Origin of the sequence: Chryseobacterium sp. FP211-J200, from assembly GCF_001643375.1 — a bacterium.
GTDB lineage: Bacteria > Bacteroidota > Bacteroidia > Flavobacteriales > Weeksellaceae > Epilithonimonas > Epilithonimonas ginsengisoli.
Map to the genome: position 1 here is coordinate 1 of NZ_LSHB01000004.1, position 17,166 is coordinate 17,166.

The 17,166-nt window shown below is 37.9% G+C and carries 18 protein-coding genes; 8 read left to right on the forward strand and 10 right to left on the reverse strand.

Annotation, left to right across the window (positions count from 1 at the left end; all coding sequences use genetic code 11):
* Window positions 1-151: 151 nt before the first annotated feature.
* The 4 genes from AXA65_RS01240 to AXA65_RS01255 all read left to right on the forward strand — a co-directional run bounded on the left by AXA65_RS01240 (window position 152) and on the right by AXA65_RS01255 (window position 4,070).
* Window positions 152-1,594, forward strand: coding sequence for a circularly permuted type 2 ATP-grasp protein (locus tag AXA65_RS01240; RefSeq protein ID WP_063968322.1), 1,443 nt, complete (start codon window positions 152-154; stop codon window positions 1,592-1,594).
* Window positions 1,595-1,639: 45 nt separating this feature from the next.
* Window positions 1,640-2,569 carry an alpha-E domain-containing protein gene (locus AXA65_RS01245; protein WP_063968323.1) on the forward strand — a complete coding sequence of 310 codons (930 nt, stop codon included), beginning with the start codon at window positions 1,640-1,642 and terminating at the stop codon, window positions 2,567-2,569.
* Window positions 2,570-2,635: 66 nt separating this feature from the next.
* The gene (locus AXA65_RS01250; protein WP_063968324.1) at window positions 2,636-3,625 is read left to right on the forward strand and encodes a transglutaminase domain-containing protein; all 990 of its coding nucleotides are present in this window, start codon (window positions 2,636-2,638) and stop codon (window positions 3,623-3,625) included.
* Window positions 3,626-3,656: 31 nt separating this feature from the next.
* The gene (locus AXA65_RS01255) at window positions 3,657-4,070 is read left to right on the forward strand and encodes a VanZ family protein (RefSeq protein WP_063968325.1); all 414 of its coding nucleotides are present in this window, start codon (window positions 3,657-3,659) and stop codon (window positions 4,068-4,070) included.
* Between the two features lie 40 nt (window positions 4,071-4,110).
* Here AXA65_RS01255 and proC read toward each other — a convergent pair whose 3' ends face one another.
* Genes proC through AXA65_RS01280 form a run of 5 tightly spaced genes read right to left on the reverse strand, consistent with a single transcriptional unit; the run spans window position 4,111 to window position 8,329 of the window.
* Window positions 4,111-4,914, reverse strand: a complete 804-nt coding sequence (gene proC, locus AXA65_RS01260; RefSeq protein WP_063968326.1) for a pyrroline-5-carboxylate reductase — start codon at window positions 4,912-4,914, stop codon at window positions 4,111-4,113.
* Between the two features lie 24 nt (window positions 4,915-4,938).
* Window positions 4,939-5,640 (reverse strand): DsbA family protein, encoded by a 702-nt coding sequence (locus AXA65_RS01265; RefSeq protein ID WP_063968327.1) that lies wholly within the window; start codon window positions 5,638-5,640, stop codon window positions 4,939-4,941.
* A gap of 10 nt (window positions 5,641-5,650) precedes the next feature.
* Window positions 5,651-6,667, reverse strand: a complete 1,017-nt coding sequence (murB, locus tag AXA65_RS01270) for a UDP-N-acetylmuramate dehydrogenase (protein ID WP_063968328.1) — start codon at window positions 6,665-6,667, stop codon at window positions 5,651-5,653.
* A complete protein-coding gene (locus tag AXA65_RS01275) occupies window positions 6,667-7,116 on the reverse strand; it encodes a hypothetical protein (RefSeq protein WP_063968329.1) in 450 nt (149 codons plus the stop codon). Before AXA65_RS01275 ends, murB begins: the two co-directional genes overlap by 1 nt.
* A gap of 10 nt (window positions 7,117-7,126) precedes the next feature.
* Window positions 7,127-8,329 (reverse strand): pyridoxal phosphate-dependent aminotransferase, encoded by a 1,203-nt coding sequence (locus tag AXA65_RS01280; RefSeq protein WP_063968330.1) that lies wholly within the window; start codon window positions 8,327-8,329, stop codon window positions 7,127-7,129.
* Window positions 8,330-8,600: 271 nt separating this feature from the next.
* On the opposite strand from AXA65_RS01280, the gene AXA65_RS01285 reads away from it, so the two are divergent.
* The 3 genes from AXA65_RS01285 to AXA65_RS01295 all read left to right on the forward strand — a co-directional run bounded on the left by AXA65_RS01285 (window position 8,601) and on the right by AXA65_RS01295 (window position 10,199).
* Window positions 8,601-9,227, forward strand: a complete 627-nt coding sequence (locus AXA65_RS01285) for a YiiX/YebB-like N1pC/P60 family cysteine hydrolase (protein ID WP_063968331.1) — start codon at window positions 8,601-8,603, stop codon at window positions 9,225-9,227.
* Window positions 9,228-9,425: 198 nt separating this feature from the next.
* Entirely contained in the window at window positions 9,426-9,857 is a 432-nt protein-coding gene (locus tag AXA65_RS01290) for a DUF4395 domain-containing protein (protein ID WP_063968332.1), read from the forward strand.
* Window positions 9,858-9,887: 30 nt separating this feature from the next.
* The gene (locus AXA65_RS01295; RefSeq protein WP_063968333.1) at window positions 9,888-10,199 is read left to right on the forward strand and encodes an NIL domain-containing protein; all 312 of its coding nucleotides are present in this window, start codon (window positions 9,888-9,890) and stop codon (window positions 10,197-10,199) included.
* A 60-nt stretch (window positions 10,200-10,259) separates the two neighbouring features.
* On the opposite strand, the gene murA is transcribed toward AXA65_RS01295, so the two are convergent.
* From murA to AXA65_RS01320, 5 genes are all read right to left on the reverse strand, one after another.
* Complete coding sequence (gene murA, locus AXA65_RS01300) at window positions 10,260-11,573, reverse strand: UDP-N-acetylglucosamine 1-carboxyvinyltransferase (RefSeq protein WP_063968334.1); 1,314 nt, start codon at window positions 11,571-11,573, stop codon at window positions 10,260-10,262.
* Complete coding sequence (locus AXA65_RS01305) at window positions 11,573-12,238, reverse strand: DUF4290 domain-containing protein (protein ID WP_063968335.1); 666 nt, start codon at window positions 12,236-12,238, stop codon at window positions 11,573-11,575. Before AXA65_RS01305 ends, murA begins: the two co-directional genes overlap by 1 nt.
* A gap of 95 nt (window positions 12,239-12,333) precedes the next feature.
* On the reverse strand, window positions 12,334-14,052 hold the full coding sequence (locus tag AXA65_RS01310; protein WP_063968336.1) for a tetratricopeptide repeat protein: 1,719 nt from the start codon (window positions 14,050-14,052) through the stop codon (window positions 12,334-12,336).
* 137 nt (window positions 14,053-14,189) lie between these two features.
* Window positions 14,190-14,615: a thiol-disulfide oxidoreductase DCC family protein gene (locus tag AXA65_RS01315; protein WP_063968337.1), complete on the reverse strand. Its 426-nt coding sequence runs from the start codon at window positions 14,613-14,615 to the stop codon at window positions 14,190-14,192.
* Window positions 14,612-15,073 carry a heme-binding domain-containing protein gene (locus AXA65_RS01320; RefSeq protein WP_063968338.1) on the reverse strand — a complete coding sequence of 154 codons (462 nt, stop codon included), beginning with the start codon at window positions 15,071-15,073 and terminating at the stop codon, window positions 14,612-14,614. The genes AXA65_RS01315 and AXA65_RS01320 overlap by 4 nt, the downstream gene beginning before the upstream one ends.
* Before the next feature lie 394 nt (window positions 15,074-15,467).
* On the opposite strand from AXA65_RS01320, the gene der reads away from it, so the two are divergent.
* Window positions 15,468-16,778, forward strand: a complete 1,311-nt coding sequence (der, locus tag AXA65_RS01325) for a ribosome biogenesis GTPase Der (RefSeq protein ID WP_063968339.1) — start codon at window positions 15,468-15,470, stop codon at window positions 16,776-16,778.
* Window positions 16,779-17,166 lie beyond the last annotated feature (388 nt).

Sequence of the window (17,166 nt, forward strand, 5' to 3'; positions counted from 1 at the left end):
AATAATGCACTACGAGTGTTTTCAGATTATTTTTAATAAATCATGTAATTTGACCCCTTTGTTTTATGGGTTTGAATTAAAAATAATATAAAAATTAATAAAATAACCCTTTTAAATTTATATATTAGTTTAATTAATGTAAAACTGTCATATGACTGGAGATCTATTGAACCATTATCGACCATTGGAAAACGTTTTTGATGAGATGATGTCCGAGGCGTTTATTAGGAAGCACTATCAGGAATTTATCCGTTCGTTTGAGAAACTGGATGTTTCCGAAATGGACCAGAAAAGTGAACTGGCCAAAAAACTTTTTATGACGCAGGGCATCACTTTCACTGTTTATAATGACGGCGAAGGTATCGAGAAAATATTTCCTTTTGATATCGTTCCCAGGATCATCCAGTCGGCAGAGTGGGAATTTATAGAAAACGGGATCAAGCAACGTTTGAAAGCTTTGAATATATTTCTGAAGGACGTTTATCATCAGCAATTCATTTTAAAAGATGAGATCATTCCATCGTCATTAATATACAGCTGTCCGAATTATCTTCGGGAAATGATCAATGTGGATGTCCCTTTTGATATCTACACCCACATCAGCGGAATCGACCTGATCAGAGACAACGACGGAAGTTATTATGTTTTGGAAGATAATCTCAGGACGCCTTCGGGAGTAAGTTATATGCTCGAGAACCGCAAAATGAGTTACCGACTTTTCCCCAATATTTTGCCGAACATCAAAGTAAAACAAGTCAATAATTATCCTGATCTATTAATTAAAAATCTACTCTCACTCGGAAGACAGATCAGTGCGAAACCAAATGTCGTTCTTCTCACACCAGGAATCTACAATTCCGCTTATTTTGAACACACGACTTTAGCGAGATTAATGGGAATCGAATTGGTAGAGGGTCGCGATCTTGTGATCCAGAATCATATGGTCTATATGAAAACGACGAAAGGACTCAAAAAAGTGGATGTCATCTATAGAAGAGTTGATGACGAGTTTTTGGATCCATTGGTCTTTCAAAAAACGAGTGTTCTAGGTGTTCCAGGATTGTATCATTCTTACAGAAAAGGAAATGTGGTCATCGTGAATGCAATGGGAAATGGTGTTGCCGATGACAAAGCGATCTATTCTTACGTTCCCGATATGATCCGATATTATCTAGGCGAAGAACCACTCCTGAAAAGCGTTCCAACTTACCGAATGGAAAATATGGACGAACGGAAATTCGCTATCGAGAATATGGATAAAATGGTCATCAAAAAAACCAACGAAAGTGGCGGTTACGGAATGCTGATCGGCGACGTTGCAACTGACGAGGAAATCGCAGAATTCACAAAACAGATCAACCTGAATCCAAGAAATTACATAGCCCAGCCAATTATTAAGCTATCAACTTCGCCGTGTTATATCAATGGTGTTTTGCAACCAAGACGAGTGGATCTGCGTCCTTTTGCTTTGTACGGCCCAGACGGAATCGATATCGTTCCCGGTGGATTGACGCGAGTGGCGATGAAGGAAGGTTCCATCGTCGTAAATTCCTCACAAGGTGGCGGAAGTAAAGATACTTGGGTCGTAGATTAAATTATAATGATGAATTATTTTTCTTAAAAACAAAAACTCAGAAAAATGTTAAGTAGAGTTGCAGAGAATATCTTTTGGATGAGCCGTTATATGGAGCGGTCCAATTTCCAGATCAAAGTTTTTCATACCAGATATATCGCTTATCAGGACGGCGCTTCCACAGAAAGTTGGGAAAATTTTTGTGATGAATATCAAATTAAGGTCGAGGATAATGACCATAGTTTTGGGAATCTACTTTCCAAAGCACTTTTTGATATCGAAAATGATTCTTCTATCGCCAATAATATCTTCAGAGCGCGGGAAAATGCGAGAAGTGCGCAGGATCATATCAACAAAGATGTTTGGCAATGTCTCAACGATTTTCACCATCAGATGAAGGATCAAAGTCTGATCCGACAAGCTAAATATGGCGACCCAATTAGTGTTTTCGATGCTTTGGTAAAGCAGGCGATGGTTTATTATGGCGTGATTGATAATTCTGTGGCGAGAGATTTTGGCTACTGTTTTATAGAGTTGGGGAAATATGTTGAAAGGATCCTGAACGGCATCAATCTTATCCGTAAACAATGGCTTTTGTACGGCGAGGACCTTTTGGATAATGATTATTCCAGCTGGCGGTATTTTCTAAGTTCAGTCAGTGGTTATGATTTTTATCTTCGGAACAATCTGGGAATGATGGAAAAGGAAAGGATATTTTACCAGATCATTTACGAGCCTTTGTTTCCAAATTCAATAGCTTACTGTCTTCAGGAGATTGAAAAATTTGCCAAGCATTTGCAAGCCAATAGCAATGCTGAGGAAAAGGACGAATCTGTGGAATTCTTCATAGGGAAATGTATTGCGAATGTCCAGTTCACGAGACATCCTAGAAGCAGAGATGAAAAAATGCAATTTCTGGCGAAAATAGAATCCGATGTTTACGAAGTTGTGAATGTCTTTAATCAAAGTTTTTTCGGATTGATTCTGAAGATCTAATAGTTAAAATACTCACAAATAGCAATTAATCATTTATCACTTATCAACCATCAATTATTAATAAAAATGCCAGTTTTCAACGTTTTACATATTACAAAATACCAATATCCATCGCCTGTTACAGATAGTGCCAATCAAATTATCCTGTCGCCTTTGAGTAATGATTTTCAGGAAGTCATCAGTCAGAAATTGAGCCTTTTTCCAAACGTTAAACTTGATTTTTACTTTGATTTTTTCACTAATAAAGTTGGCGTATTTACAATCGTAGAACCTCATAATTTTCTGGAGATCAAATCAGAGTTGGTCGTGGAAACTTATCCGATAGAGCTGCCAATCATCGATATGGATGTCATAACGCAATGGGAAGATGTGAAGGAACAAAGTCAGGTGTTTCCTTATGTGGATTTTGTTCGTCAGGAAAAGATTGAAAGCAAAGATGAGATTTTCGAAGCGGTGAGAAATATTGCAAAACCAGAATTGTCTGTGATGGAAACCACGACAGAACTCTCCACTTACATTTATGAGAATTTTGCCTACAAACAAGGCGTCACAGATTATGAAACAGAAATTGATGAAATCTGGAAACTTAAAGCCGGCGTTTGTCAGGATTTCGCCCATTTGCTTTTGGCGATGTTGAGAATGTTAGGCGTTCCTTCTCGATACGTGAGTGGATATATTAGCCCAAGTAATCAGGAACTTAGAGGTGAAGGCGCAACGCACGCTTGGGTCGAAGTTTATATTCCGGGTTATGGCTGGCTGGGAAATGACCCTACGAATAATTGCTGGGTAAGCGATCGTCATATCAAAATTGCGATCGGAAGAGATTTCAACGATTGTACACCTGTGAAAGGAACTTACAAAGGTCTTTCCAATCACATTCTCAGCGTTTCCGTCATCATCACCAATGAAAATACCAAAGAAAAAACCAGTTTGCCGATTGTGCCAATGTATGTGAGGGAAAATCCAAAAGTGATAGAGCAGACTTTGGATAATAATTCTTACCGCCGATTTTTGGAAATTCAGCAACAACAGCAACAACAGCAGCAACAGCAATAATTTGAACATTAGAATCTGTAATTTTGCAGAGATGTTCCAGAAATTTTATAAAATTACAATTCCGTTTTACACCATTTTTCTGTTGTATCTGATGTTTTTCGGATTCGGGAGAAGTCAGTATGATTTTAATATTGTAAGACTTTCACCGCTTGTTTCGACTTTTAGCTTTGTGAAGGAAACGATTCTGTGGAAAACGATTGTCATCAATGTTTTCGGGAATATAATCATGTTTACACCTTTTGGGTTTCTAGGAATTATCTTTCCGAAACTCAACGATTTTAAAGCTTTGATCATCAACTTTCTTTTCGCAATAATTCTGATAGAAAGTCTCCAATATTTCACACGACTCGGTGTTTTCGATATTGATGATATCATTCTGAATACCGTTGGCGTTGCAATTGGGTTTTGGATTTACAGAATCTGGGCTTCGAGAGCCTCAGACTGACACACTCGAATTCTCCGACTCTCAAACTCTCTAACTTAATCTATTTATTCAATTCCTTAGCACGATTTTCCGCAGCCAAGATTCCTTTTGTCAATATTGATTTCAATTCGTTTTCTTCAAAAGTTTTGAGCGCAGCTTCTGTTGTTCCGCCTTTGGATGCGACGTCTTTGATCAATTCTTCCAAAGATTTATCAGAATTATTGATAAGGTGATAAGCGCCCAACATTGTTTGTTTTACGAATAATTTCGACAGATTTTCATCGATTCCCATTTCGGTCCCGGCTTTTATCATCGCATCGATGATGTAATAGAAATACGCAGGTCCGCTTCCAGAAAGTGCCGTTACACCGTCCAAAAGGCTCTCATCTTCCAAATAAACTGAACGTCCTGTCGAATTCAATAATCGTTCGACATTCATTAATTCTGAGAAAGAAATTCCGTCTGCAGCCGTGTAACCCGTGATTCCCATTCCCAAAAGCGTAGGGGAATTTGGCATTGCTCGAACCACGAATTTATGATTCAAAAGTTTCTGAATTTTTTCGATAGAAATTCCCGCCATTATCGATAAAACCAAAGATTTTTCTGAAATTTTGAAAGGCAAATTTTCCGCAACGAAAGTAAAATCCTGAGGTTTCACAGCGATGATAATCAAATCGGCCTCCAGATTTTTGATTTCCTCAAAAGTTGAGATCTCCGAGTCGGGGAAAGATTCTTTTATTTTGGATTTTTTGTTCTCATTTCTGGTGATGAGGTGGAGGTTTTGCGGTTTTATCAATTCATATTTCAAGAACGACCTTGAAAACGAAATGCCCATATTTCCGGCTCCTAAAACTGCGATTTTCATAGTTGTGTTTTTTGTTTTTATTGATTAGCAATTTCCTTCCACGTCGCAGGAATCGCCTTCTTCAATGATTTTTAATTTGGAATCGTTTTCAGAAAATTCTGTCCAGCTTTTTTCCAGAACTTCGGAAAATAAATGTGTTGGCTGAGCTCCGGAAATCGCATATTTTTGATTGAATACAAAAAACGGAACACCTCGGATTCCAAGATTTGAAGCTTCGGTAATGTCATTATTTACTAACTCTGATAATTCTTTGGATTGTAGAGATTTTGCTATTTCATCTTTTGAAAATCCCATTTTTTCTCCGATTTCAGAAAGTACTTCAACATCATCAATGTCTTTTCCTAGTTTGAAATAAGCTTCGAAAAGAAGTTCTTCCATTTCGTCAGCTTTTCCTTTTTCTTTCGCGAATTGAACCAGCATTTGACTTTTGAAAGAATTAGAAACTTTCACTTCATCAAAATTAAAATCGATGCCGGCATTTTTCCCAGATTGAATCAGATTTTCGTGCATTTGCATAATTTGAGCCATCGGAAAACCTTTGACCTCAGATAGATATTCGTAATGATTTTTGCTCAAATCGGTTTTCATATTTGGATCCAATTGAAACGAATGCCAATTGACCACGACTTTATCATTCTGAGAAAACTTTTGAAGTGCTTTCTCAAAATTTCTTTTTCCGATGAAACAAAACGGACAACGTGTGTCGCTCCAAATATCTACTTTCATTTTTTATGTTTTAAATAATATTCACTTCCCGCTCCAGCTCAATCCCATATTTTTCCTTCACAGAATCAATAATCATGGTAGAGAAATCGAAAATCTCTTTTCCAGTGGCGTTTCCCGTAGCGTTGATAATGACCAAAGCTTGCAATTTATGCGAAGCTACATTTCCGATTTGCTTGCCTTTCCAGCCACATTGTTCTATCAGCCAACCTGCAGGAACTTTCACCAAGTCGCCGCTTGGATAACCCGGGATATTTTCAAATTTCTGTTTTAAAGTTTCATATTGAGCGAGCGGAATTGTTGGGTTTTTGAAAAAACTCCCGGCATTACCGATTTCTTTAGGGTCTGGCAATTTGCTTTGTCTGATATTGATAACCGCCTTGGAAACATCTTGGATAGTAGGATTGATGATTTCCATGTTTTCCAATTCCGATTGGATGGCGCCGTATTCGACATCGATCCTGTGGGTTTTTGTGGTCAATCGGAAAGTCACTTCCAAAATGACATATTTCCCTTTTCCTTCCTGCTTGAAAATCGAATCTCTGTAGCCAAATCTGCATTTGTCAAGGTCAAATATTTCCATTTCCAAAGTTTCCAGATTCAGCACTTTACAAGACTCAAAAATATCTTTGATCTCGGTTCCGTAAGCACCAATATTTTGCATCGGCGAAGTTCCGACGTTCCCTGGGATCAATGATAGATTTTCCAATCCACCATAATTTTTCTCCAAGCAGAAAATTACGAATTGATGCCAGTTTTCGCCAGCGTTTGCAGTGACAAAAACTTCATTATCATTAATGATCTGCTCGGTAATTCCCTTCAGATTCAACCGAATTGCCAAACCTTCAAAATTTTTTGTCAGAAGCAAGTTGCTACCGCCACCTAAGAAGAGCAAGGGATTTTGAGGATTGGAGTGTTTTAGAACTTCTGTAAGTTGTTCTGCGGAATTGACTTCGGCAAAATATCTTGCATCAGCATCTACGCCAAATGTATTGTAAGATTTAAGAGAAACTTTTTCTTGAATTGTCATTATCTGTATTGAGGAAGTAGTTTTTCCAGATCGGTCTTTAGTTTTTCCAATTGTTTGTAACCAGGAGATTCGGCAGGAACGTTGTAGAATTCATATTCTTTAGAATCTGTTACGATGGTGAAGATCTGATCTGGACCGTCATAATGTCCACGTATTTCTCCACTTTGGGTTTTTTCCAAAAGTGAAATATCAAGTCCTGCCACCAATTTTGTCCAATCCTTCGGGTTTATTTTCTTTTTAAAACTTGGGAATTCCGCCGTTCTGCCACCTCTTGCAGATGATTCCAAAGAATCTTTTGTCGCATTGATCGATGTAGCACCACCTCGTCCCATCGTATGTCTGTACGAAACCGATTTGATGGCCGAAGTCGTTTGAGCAGTCGTTTTGCAACTTAGCAAAAAGAAAGTCAAAGCAGAAAGGACGAATCCAATTTTGATTATTTTCATCATTGTATTTTTTTTAATTAAATTCAGAATTGTATTGCGTGATTGCATCTTTTAGGATCTCCACACTTCTTTTCAGGTCTTCTTGTTTTAAAACGTAAGCGATTCTCACTTGTTTCTTTCCCAATTCAGGCTCGCTGTAGAAGCCACCCATTGGCGCAACCATAACGGTTTCGTTGTTGTTGGAATAACTTTCCAAAAGCCATTGTGCAAATTTTTCTGTATCATCAACCGGCAATTCTACACCACAATAGAAGGCACCTTTTGGTTTCGGACAGATCACACCAGGAATCTCATTCAATAATCCGACCAAAAGATCACGGCGCTGTTTGTATTCTTCTCTTACTTTTGCAATATATTCTGCATCGTTTTTGTGCGCGGCGGTTGCAGCGATCTGTCCCAAAAGAACTGGACTCAATCTTGCTTGGGCAAAAAGAATCGCAGCATCGTGGATTTTTTTGGAACGTGTGATCAAACAACCAATTCTCGCCCCACACATTGAGTATCTTTTGGATTCTGAATCGATGACGATGACGTTGTCTGCAACTTCTGGGAATTCGAACATGGAGATCTGTTTCTCGCCGTCGTAAACATATTCTCTGTACACTTCGTCAGAAATAATGACGATATCGTGTTTTTTAGCGATCACAGCTAATTGTTCAAGTTCTTCTCTTGAATATAAATATCCAGTTGGATTTCCAGGATTACAGATGACAATTGCTCTCGTTTTATCTGTAATTCTTTTCTCAAATTCCTCGATTGCTGGCAAAGCAAATCCTGTATCGATAGTCGAAGGAACAGCAACGATATTGATGTTGAAAGTTCCTGCAAAACCATTGTAGTTCGCGTAATAAGGTTCAGGAATGATGATCTCATCACCATCATCACAAAGCGTGGAAATGGCAAAGTTCAAAGCTTCTGAACCGCCATTTGTCACGATGAAATTATCTGTTGTAAGGTCTGTGAATCCTAGAGAATGGTAATAATCTCTAAGCGCAGTTCTGTATTCCAAATTACCTTCGGAAAGTGCGTATTCGTAGATTTTTAGGTGGTTATTTTTGATTGCATCCAGCGCAGTTTCAGGTGTTTCGATATCGGGTTGACCAATGTTGAGATGATACACTTTGATTCCTTTTTGTTTTGCGGCTGTTGCAAATGGAACTAATTTTCTAACTGGAGACGCGGGCATATGTTGAGCGCGCTGAGATATTTTCGGCATTGTTTATTGACTTTGAGGTACAAAAATAGTGATTTTTTGGTTGTCAGTTGATAGTTTTCAAAATTCGAAAGAATGTGATTTGATGACAAATCGTGATTATGGCGAAGCTGCAGCCCGGCTTGAACGGAAATCCTTTTTTGCTTGGTCAATGCGTTCAACTAAACTGAAAACGTGAGCAAAAAAGATTGGGAGTGGAAGACGGAAATAGCTGCCCAAAAAATTAACAAGTAAATGTTTCCTGTAATTTGAATCTTCAATTATATTTGCAGCTATGAAAAAATCAGTTTTACTTTTTCTGTTCTTTTTGACATTAAGTTGTAAAACTTACAATACCTCAATTTTGGAAAACGGAGATCTGCTTTTTGTGCCAGCTGTGGAAACAGGATTGTCTGGCGCGATCAACAATGTGACGCAAACGGAAAAGAAAACTTCCTATGACCATATCGGAATCGTGAAGAAAGAATCTGACAATTTGTATGTGCTTCACGCTACTCCAAAAGGAGGTTCTCAGAAACAGAAACTGAATCACTTCTTAAAAGAACAGACCAAACTAGGACAAAAAATTGATGTTTACCGTTTGAAATCTGAATACAAATCTGCAATTCCAAATTCGGTTTCGAAGGCAGAAACTTTGGTTGGGAAGCCTTATAACTTCAATTATATTCTGGATGATCATTCCTATTACTGCTCGGATTTTGTGGAGAGAGCGTTTCGTGCGAATCAGATTTTCACATTGGAACCAATGACTTTCATCGATCCAAAAACAAATAAAACCAATGCGTTTTGGGAAAAATTCTATCAGGATAAAAACTTGAAAGTTCCAGAAGGCGAACCTGGTTGTAATCCAAATGGTTTAGCGGCTTCTGAAAAATTGAGTAAGATCGGAGAACTCAAATAAAATTTTTTTAAATTTAATTCATACTTATTTGGTGGGAATTAAATAATTTATATATTTGCAACAGAATTAGAATTAAATGAACCGCATCTTCTCTCAAATCATAATGTGTAACTCCAAGTAGATCATTGGATAGGAGAGAATATGTCATAAGCTTTACCTTTCCGGTAGAGCTTTTTTTATTTAAAAATTTTAGGAACAATGGATCAATCAAATAAATTCTACACGGACGAAAATACAGTTAGATCAACGGCATTTTTTGTAGTCATTGTTCTTGCGGTCGCCCTTTTTTTCAAGTGGCCGTATTTGGTATTACTCTTAGTTTTTGATTTTATTATGAGGGCTTTAGGCTTATCAATTTCTCCTTTAGCCCTTTTTTCAAAATCGATCTCGAAAATATTTGGATGGAAGGCGAAACCAATCTTCGCTGCACCGAAAAGATTTGCGGCGACCTTGGGTTCTCTTTTTACATTGTTAGTTTTTTTACTAATGCTTAATGGATACTATGATTCAGCTTTCGCAGTGGGATTTCTGCTGATCATCTTAGCAAGTCTGGAAAGTTTTTTCAAAGTTTGCGTCGGCTGCTATCTTTATCAATTCATTGTGATTCCCATCCAAAATAAATTTAAATAACAAATCAACTCACCAAAAAAATATTCAATTATGATCTATCCACAAGAAACGCAGAAAGGAGGCTTCTTTCACAAGCCCGCAAAGGAAATAATCCTGGAAATAGAACTGAATGGTAAAATAAGATTCGACATCCTGCTTTACACGATCTACAACCATTACAAGGTCAGCTACAAGATCGTGAACGCCCATATCGAATATCTGAATGGCAATAACTTCGGCAACGTAAAACTTCTTCTGAATATAACGGATGACGAAATAGATAAGATTGAAAATTACCTTGGTGAATATAAACTGATGAGTTGCAAAATACCAGTCCTACAACAAACAAAGGAAGCTTCATAATGAGCTTCCTTTAATTTTTTATAAATGATAAGCTGTCAACTGACAACTTAGAATTAGCAATTACTGTTCGATTCTTCTGATGTCTGCGCCAATTGCTCTCAGTCTTTCGTCGATGTTTTCATAACCACGATCGATCTGCTCGATGTTTTGAATGATTGATTTTCCTTCTGCGGAAAGAGCCGCTATCAATAGTGCATTTCCTGCTCTAATGTCTGGAGAAACCAGTGTAGTTCCTCTCAAAGGCGTTTCCTGATTCATTCCGATTACAGTTGCTCTGTGCGGGTCGCAAAGAATGATCTGCGCGCCCATATCGATCAATTTATCTACGAAGAACAAACGGCTTTCGAACATTTTTTGGTGGATCAAAACAGAACCTTTGGCCTGAGTTGCGACCACCAAAATAATAGATAATAGATCTGGCGTAAAGCCTGGCCAAGGTGCATCTGAAACTGTCAAGATGGATCCATCGATAAATTTTTGGATCTTATAATTTTCTTGGGACGGAATATAGATATCGTCGCCTCTCTGTTCCAATTCAATTCCTAGTTTTCTGAAAGTATTTGGGATCACGCCCAACTCATTCCAGTTCACATCTTTGATGGTGATCTCCGATTTGGTCATTGCTGCCAAACCGATCCAAGAACCGATCTCTACCATATCTGGTAACATTCTGTGGTCTGTTCCGTGTAATTTTTCAACACCTTCTACAGTCAAAAGGTTTGATCCAATTCCTGTAATGTTGGCGCCCATTCTGTTCAGCATCTTACACAGTTGCTGAAGGTAAGGTTCGCACGCAGCGTTATAAATACTGGTTTTACCCTTTGCCAAAACGGCTGCCATCACGATGTTTGCCGTTCCGGTTACAGAAGCTTCTTCTAGAAGAATGAATTTTCCTTTCAGTTCTTTGGCTCTTAGAGAATAATAAGCTTCATCCTCATCATAAGTAAATTCTGCTCCCAATTCCACAAAACCTTGGAAATGCGTGTCCAAACGTCTTCTCCCGATCTTGTCTCCTCCAGGTGTTGGTAAATAAGCTTCACCGAATCTGGCCAACATCGGACCCAGGATCATTACAGAGCCTCTCAATTTTGCGCCATCTTTCTTGAATTCCTGAGATTTTATATAATCGAAATTGACTTCATCAGCTTTGAAAGTGTAATCTCCTTTTCCGTTTTTGGTAACTTTTACATTAAAGTCCTGTAAGATGTCGATCAATTTGTTGACATCTTTAATATCCGGAATATTGCTGATTCGCACTTCATCTTCAGTCAGCAAAACAGCACAAAGGATCTGTAAAGCTTCATTTTTCGCACCTTGTGGTGTGATCTCTCCGCTTAGTTTTTTTCCTCCTCTTATTTCGAACGCATTACTCATTATTTTCTCTTGTTTTTATGGTTTTGGAAGTTATTCCTTCTGTTGTTGTTATTATTTTGATTGGGGTTCCTGCTGTTGTTGTTTGGGTTCCGGTTGTTATTGTTTCTGTTGGCTGCGTAGTAGATCTTGCTTCTTTCCAGAGATTCCAAAGTGGTAAGGTCCAATTTGTCATTCGAAAGTTCCTTTAAATGACGGAAGATCACATCATCCTGCACGTGTTCTTTGTTGTAAACATTGTAGGACTTTTTCATATTGTTGGCGATCACGTGGGTCAAGGCTTCTTTCTCGTCGCCTTCTTCCAGTGCAATTGCTTTTTCTATCAATTGCAGGATGCTTTTCCCGTAGAACTTGTAGGCGTTATCCAAAGAAGGATAATCCATTTTTCTAGGTTTCGTTATCAGATCGTCAGCGGAAAGTACCGGATAGGGAGAATCTACATCCAAGTTGTGGTCTGCCAAAATAAACAAATGGTCCCAAAGTTTGTGCTTGTAGTTTTCCTCATCGCGAAGATGTGGATTTCTCTGCCCCATAAACTCGATGATGGCAAGCGCCATCTCATTTCTTTCCTCTTTGGTTTGCAGGGTTTTGCAATGCTCCACCAGCTGCTGTATGTTGCGCCCATATTCGGGCATTAATAGTTGTGTTCTGTCGGTATTATAATCCATAATGTGCAAATATAAAAATATAAACTTACAATTTTTGAAAACCAATTGAGTATAATTGATTTTGATAGAAATAGCTTAGGAAATGAAAATGGAATTTAAATTCCTGACAAGATAGAATCATAATCTGAGCCAATTTTTTTTCGTAGTCTTTGCTTGGCTTTTTTTATTGCATCTAGTGTCACGCCAAGTAGTGAAGAAATGTCGGGATTAGACAGTCCGAGCTTGGACAGAAGGATGATCCTCAAATTAGATTCTGTAAGGTCTGGGAAATCCAAAATCAGCTGGTTGTAGAAAAAAGACTGCTCATTCTGAAACGCCTTCTTGAATTTTTGCCAATTCTCATCGGTCATCAGATGTGAGTCTAGCAACGTCTGTAATTTTTGCTCTTCCTTTTCCAAAATAGAGTAGGAAGATTGCTTTTGAACCCGATGGATTTCTTTATTAAGATGCTCTATCTGTAGATTTTTTTCAGTAAGATAGACATTCATGGAATCCAATGTAAAATGAGCATCACTCAACTTCTGTTCGGAGGTTAGTTTTTCCAGCTGAAGTTGAAGCACTTTTCTTTCGTATCTGGTCTTTCGGCTGTGCTGTTGTCTTTTGTTGATGAAGATGATGAGAATGATCAAGATCAAAAGTAGAATAGCGATCACGATGAAAGCATTTGTTTTGAGCTGCTCTCTTTCATATTGCGCATTCGCAAGACTTAGTTTGCTAGAGTAGCGTTCTTTCTGAGCCAGAATATTATTTCGATCCAGATTTTTCTGACTATCCAGATAAGCTAGGGAATCATCCAGTTGGTCCAATCTTCTTCTGGAAAGTAATTCTTTAGGAACATTCTTTTCTTTTACAGCTATCTTTAGATTAAGTTCTTCGATCTCCTTCTCGAATTTCATGTAATACGATTTGGAGCGCGCATAGCTGATGGATTCGTTAAGGTTATCTTTAGCTTCCGTGATCTGATTGTTGTCTATTAGTGCCTTGCTTAGTTCTATCAGGCAGTACATCGTATTTTTGTCAGCCTTTGATTGCTTAGAATATTTAAGGTCTTGTTGAAAAAAGTTGATTGCAGCAGGATAATTTTTTTGCTTGTAATTCAAGCTTCCATAATTACCAAGAACTTTAGCATATCGTTCGTAATCTTTGATCTGGAAAGCAATGTTTCCCGCTTCGGAAAGGTATTTTTCCGCATTTTCAAACTCATTGAGACTAATGTGATAATAACCGAGATTGTCTTTTATCATCGCCATTTCTCGTGAATTCGGCTGGGCGTATTTTGCCGCTTTCTTCAGATAACTGATTGCTTCCTTGGTGTCACCAATTGTCCCGAAAAAGAAACCCAGGTTCTTGTAGCAATGGCTGGGGAAAATAAGTTGTTCGGGATTGGTCCTATGGATCTTTTGGTCAGCATCCATATAGATCTCAAGAGCTTCCGACATTTTAGTATAATCATACAGATAAAACGCATAGTTCACCAGCGCCCATATTTCTAATCCAGAGTGGTTGGCAACTTTCGCCGTTTCAATAGATTTTTTATAATATTGGTCACTTCTGGGATTGACTTTGTCGATAGCTTTGGAAACGCCGTTCGCTAGTAGATTGTAATAAACAGACTGTAACCTTTTGTCAGACGATCTTAAAAGTGGTGATAGATAGGATTTGAGTTTGATTGTATCTTTGCCAAAATCTTTATTCTGAAGGATGATGTTCTCTATTTTTTGATTGATTTCGAGACGATTGTCGATGTCGACGGTTTGGGAAAACACAGTCACCCAAGACAACAAAAAAAACCATAAACAATAGAGACTTTTCAATAGATTTCCTTTACAGATGCAAAATAGAGAAAAATAATTGATAAAGGTCTATTGATTATACTTCGTAATGTCAATTTTTAGTTAATTATTTACTTCAAATATATTGTAAAAATATATTACGTGTTTTTTTGTTTTATTTAAGACTCAATAAACTTTTTCCTCTGTTCAGCACTCGGCAAAAAACATTGGTTTGCAGCCAGCTTTTTACGATTTCTGGAAACGAGATTATAAAATTGATTCCCAATTGCATCCGGAAGTATTTTTCCAATCGAAGCCAAAGAATAAATTCCACCAATCTCTGAAGCAATTTCCAAGATTGCCTGATATTTGGTCAAATAAAAACTGTCGGGTTTCCAAAGATAAAGTGTGTCAAAAACTTCATTAGGAAGATTTCTTTCATTCAAGAATCTCTGTCCAAATTTGGATTGTAATGAGGAGAACAAGAACTTGTCATTTTTATCTTTTTCCAAGATCCATTGCACCCAATGGTTGCAGAATCCACATTCGCCATCGTAGAAAACGATGTTTTTGTCTTTGAAACTTGCTGATATTTCGTTTGTCATAAGGCGTTGGCTTGTTGGATCTGTTTTTGGATCATTCTGAAATAATTGACCAATTGTTTTCTTTGCTCATCTGTCAGTTTTGCATCCGGATGTCCCAGTGTATAACTTTCCAGAGGCATTTTTTTCTGCTCAACTTGTTCAGCAGCTTCTTCCAACTTATGTGCTTGTCTCTTGGCATCGTACGTTGCAAATGTTGAAAAATTAAGTTCCAGTCTGCCTTCATCAATATGATTTTTCAAAAGCCAACCGGCGGGTTGTGTGTAACTGTAAGCCGGATATTTGGTTTCGTTCGAATGACAGTCGTAGCAAGAGTTTCTGATAATGTTTGCAATCGGTTCAGGCGTGTTTTTAATTTTAATAAAATCCATCCCGTCATTGGTTGCAGGATTCACCTTGTCAATTTGAAAGAACTGGATCATTATAAAAGCCACCAAGAGAACAATTAATACTTTTTTCATAGTTTATATTTAAATTAGATATAACAAATTCTCGTCCAAAAGTTAAAATCAAGAAACAGGGCAAAGGTATAAAGATTCAAGTTCACTGATTCGGATAAACTATTCTATTTAAAACATGAAGATCTTTGATGAGGTTGTTGTTTATGCTGGACCTGTCGAAGTGTCTTTGCGAACCTCAAAATATTTTCAATAAAACAGAAAATCTTAGCAGACTTTGCATTCAAAATTTTAGAATTAAATCAAACACTCTTCAACTCAAAACTTTCAACCCAACCAAGCCACAATTTTCGTACATTTGCAAAAATTTTGGGCTTCGAAAGTCGAAGTAACCCATTCTTAACCAAGTCTTACGCTCAATGATTCTTAACCTGAGCTGAGACCAAGAAACAAATTTATGTCAAATATTGTCGCAATCGTTGGGCGTCCCAACGTAGGAAAATCCACATTATTTAATCGATTATTAGAAAGAAGAGAAGCCATCGTAGATTCTACTGCCGGCGTTACCAGAGACCGTCATTACGGGAAATCTGACTGGAACGGCGTTGATTTTACCGTTATTGACACAGGTGGTTATGACGTAGGAACAGACGACGTTTTCGAGGTGGAGATCCGCAAGCAAGTTCAGTTGGCTGTAGACGAAGCAACTTCCATCATCTTTATGGTAAGTGTTGACGACGGACTTACAGACACAGACCAGGAGATCTTCGAATTATTAAGAAAATCAAACAAACCTTTATACTTGGTGGTAAACAAAGTAGATTCTTCGAAAGAGGAACTTCCTGCAACCGAGTTTTACCAATTAGGCATTGAAAAATATTTTACTTTATCTTCAGCAACAGGTTCAGGAACTGGAGAATTGCTGGATCAGGTGGTTAAAGATTTCCCGACAACGGATTACAAAGATCCATTCGAAGGATTACCAAAAATTACCATCGCAGGTCGTCCAAACGTAGGAAAATCTACAATGACGAACGCACTTCTCGATGTGGAAAGAAATATCGTTACCGATGTTGCCGGAACTACAAGAGACAGTATCCAAACGTTGTACAACAAATTCGGACACGAGTTTGTGTTGGTAGATACGGCTGGAATGCGTCGTAAAGCAAAAGTTTCCGAAGATCTGGAGTTCTATTCGGTAATGAGATCCATCCGTTCTATCGAGTATTCCGACGTCGTGATCTTGATGGTTGATGCCACGCAAGGTTGGGAATCTCAGGATATGAACATCTTCGGACTGGCTCAGAAGAACAGAAAAGGAATCGTGATACTTGTCAACAAATGGGATCTCATCGAGGACAAACACACCAACACGATCCGTGATTTTGAACAATCCATCAGAGACAAAATCGGTCAGTTCAATGATATTCCCATTCTTTTCGTTTCTGCTCTTACGAAACAAAGGATCCTGAAAGCCGTAGAAATGGCAATGGTCGTTTACGAAGACCGTAAAAAGAAAATCAAAACTTCCAAACTAAATGAAGTGATGTTGCCGATCTTCGAAGCAATGCCACCGCCATCCAACAAAGGAAAATATATCAAGATCAAGTATTGTGTGCAGTTGCCAACACCATCGCCACAGTTCGTATTTTTCTGCAACCTTCCGCAATATGTGAAGGAGCCTTACAAGCGATTCACTGAAAATCAACTTCGTAAAAACTTTGGTTTCACCGGAGTTCCGATCGAGATCTACTTCAGACAAAAATAAAAAGCAACCCTTTCTTAGTTCAAACTTCGAGAGGGTTTTTTATTTTAGGAGCATCACGTTTCAACTTCTATTCACCATTCCAACCCGCTATCCACTATATCTTTTTTGTTTTTCTCAACATTTGTCATTCCAAACCACGTGAGCCACAGAAAAACAAAAAAGGATGCCGTTCCTATCGGGGCTAGGTTGAGGTTTTCCATCATCTTTCAAGATTTAAAAATTCGTATTATTAAAAAGCTATTCTAAAAAAGTCGCAGAGCGACGACCTGTTAATAGAACAGAAATCAACAATACGACAAAGCTCCAGAGGAGCGACCTGTAACAATCAAGATATCATTAGATAATGAATTTCATTTAAAATAATTTGAAACCAAATTTAAACAGTTTC

Bases quoted from the DNA above. Each gene is read 5' to 3' on its own strand.
- AXA65_RS01240 (WP_063968322.1), top strand. From the start codon at position 152: ATGACTGGAGATCTATTGAACCATTATCGACCATTGGAAAACGTTTTT.
- AXA65_RS01245 (WP_063968323.1), top strand. From the start codon at position 1,640: ATGTTAAGTAGAGTTGCAGAGAATATCTTTTGGATGAGCCGTTATATG.
- AXA65_RS01250 (WP_063968324.1), top strand. From the start codon at position 2,636: ATGCCAGTTTTCAACGTTTTACATATTACAAAATACCAATATCCATCG.
- AXA65_RS01255 (WP_063968325.1), top strand. From the start codon at position 3,657: ATGTTCCAGAAATTTTATAAAATTACAATTCCGTTTTACACCATTTTT.
- proC (WP_063968326.1), bottom strand. From the start codon at position 4,914: ATGAAAATCGCAGTTTTAGGAGCCGGAAATATGGGCATTTCGTTTTCA.
- AXA65_RS01265 (WP_063968327.1), bottom strand. From the start codon at position 5,640: ATGAAAGTAGATATTTGGAGCGACACACGTTGTCCGTTTTGTTTCATC.
- murB (WP_063968328.1), bottom strand. From the start codon at position 6,667: ATGACAATTCAAGAAAAAGTTTCTCTTAAATCTTACAATACATTTGGC.
- AXA65_RS01275 (WP_063968329.1), bottom strand. From the start codon at position 7,116: ATGATGAAAATAATCAAAATTGGATTCGTCCTTTCTGCTTTGACTTTC.
- AXA65_RS01280 (WP_063968330.1), bottom strand. From the start codon at position 8,329: ATGCCGAAAATATCTCAGCGCGCTCAACATATGCCCGCGTCTCCAGTT.
- AXA65_RS01285 (WP_063968331.1), top strand. From the start codon at position 8,601: ATGAAAAAATCAGTTTTACTTTTTCTGTTCTTTTTGACATTAAGTTGT.
- AXA65_RS01290 (WP_063968332.1), top strand. From the start codon at position 9,426: ATGGATCAATCAAATAAATTCTACACGGACGAAAATACAGTTAGATCA.
- AXA65_RS01295 (WP_063968333.1), top strand. From the start codon at position 9,888: ATGATCTATCCACAAGAAACGCAGAAAGGAGGCTTCTTTCACAAGCCC.
- murA (WP_063968334.1), bottom strand. From the start codon at position 11,573: ATGAGTAATGCGTTCGAAATAAGAGGAGGAAAAAAACTAAGCGGAGAG.
- AXA65_RS01305 (WP_063968335.1), bottom strand. From the start codon at position 12,238: ATGGATTATAATACCGACAGAACACAACTATTAATGCCCGAATATGGG.
- AXA65_RS01315 (WP_063968337.1), bottom strand. From the start codon at position 14,615: ATGACAAACGAAATATCAGCAAGTTTCAAAGACAAAAACATCGTTTTC.
- AXA65_RS01320 (WP_063968338.1), bottom strand. From the start codon at position 15,073: ATGAAAAAAGTATTAATTGTTCTCTTGGTGGCTTTTATAATGATCCAG.
- der (WP_063968339.1), top strand. From the start codon at position 15,468: ATGTCAAATATTGTCGCAATCGTTGGGCGTCCCAACGTAGGAAAATCC.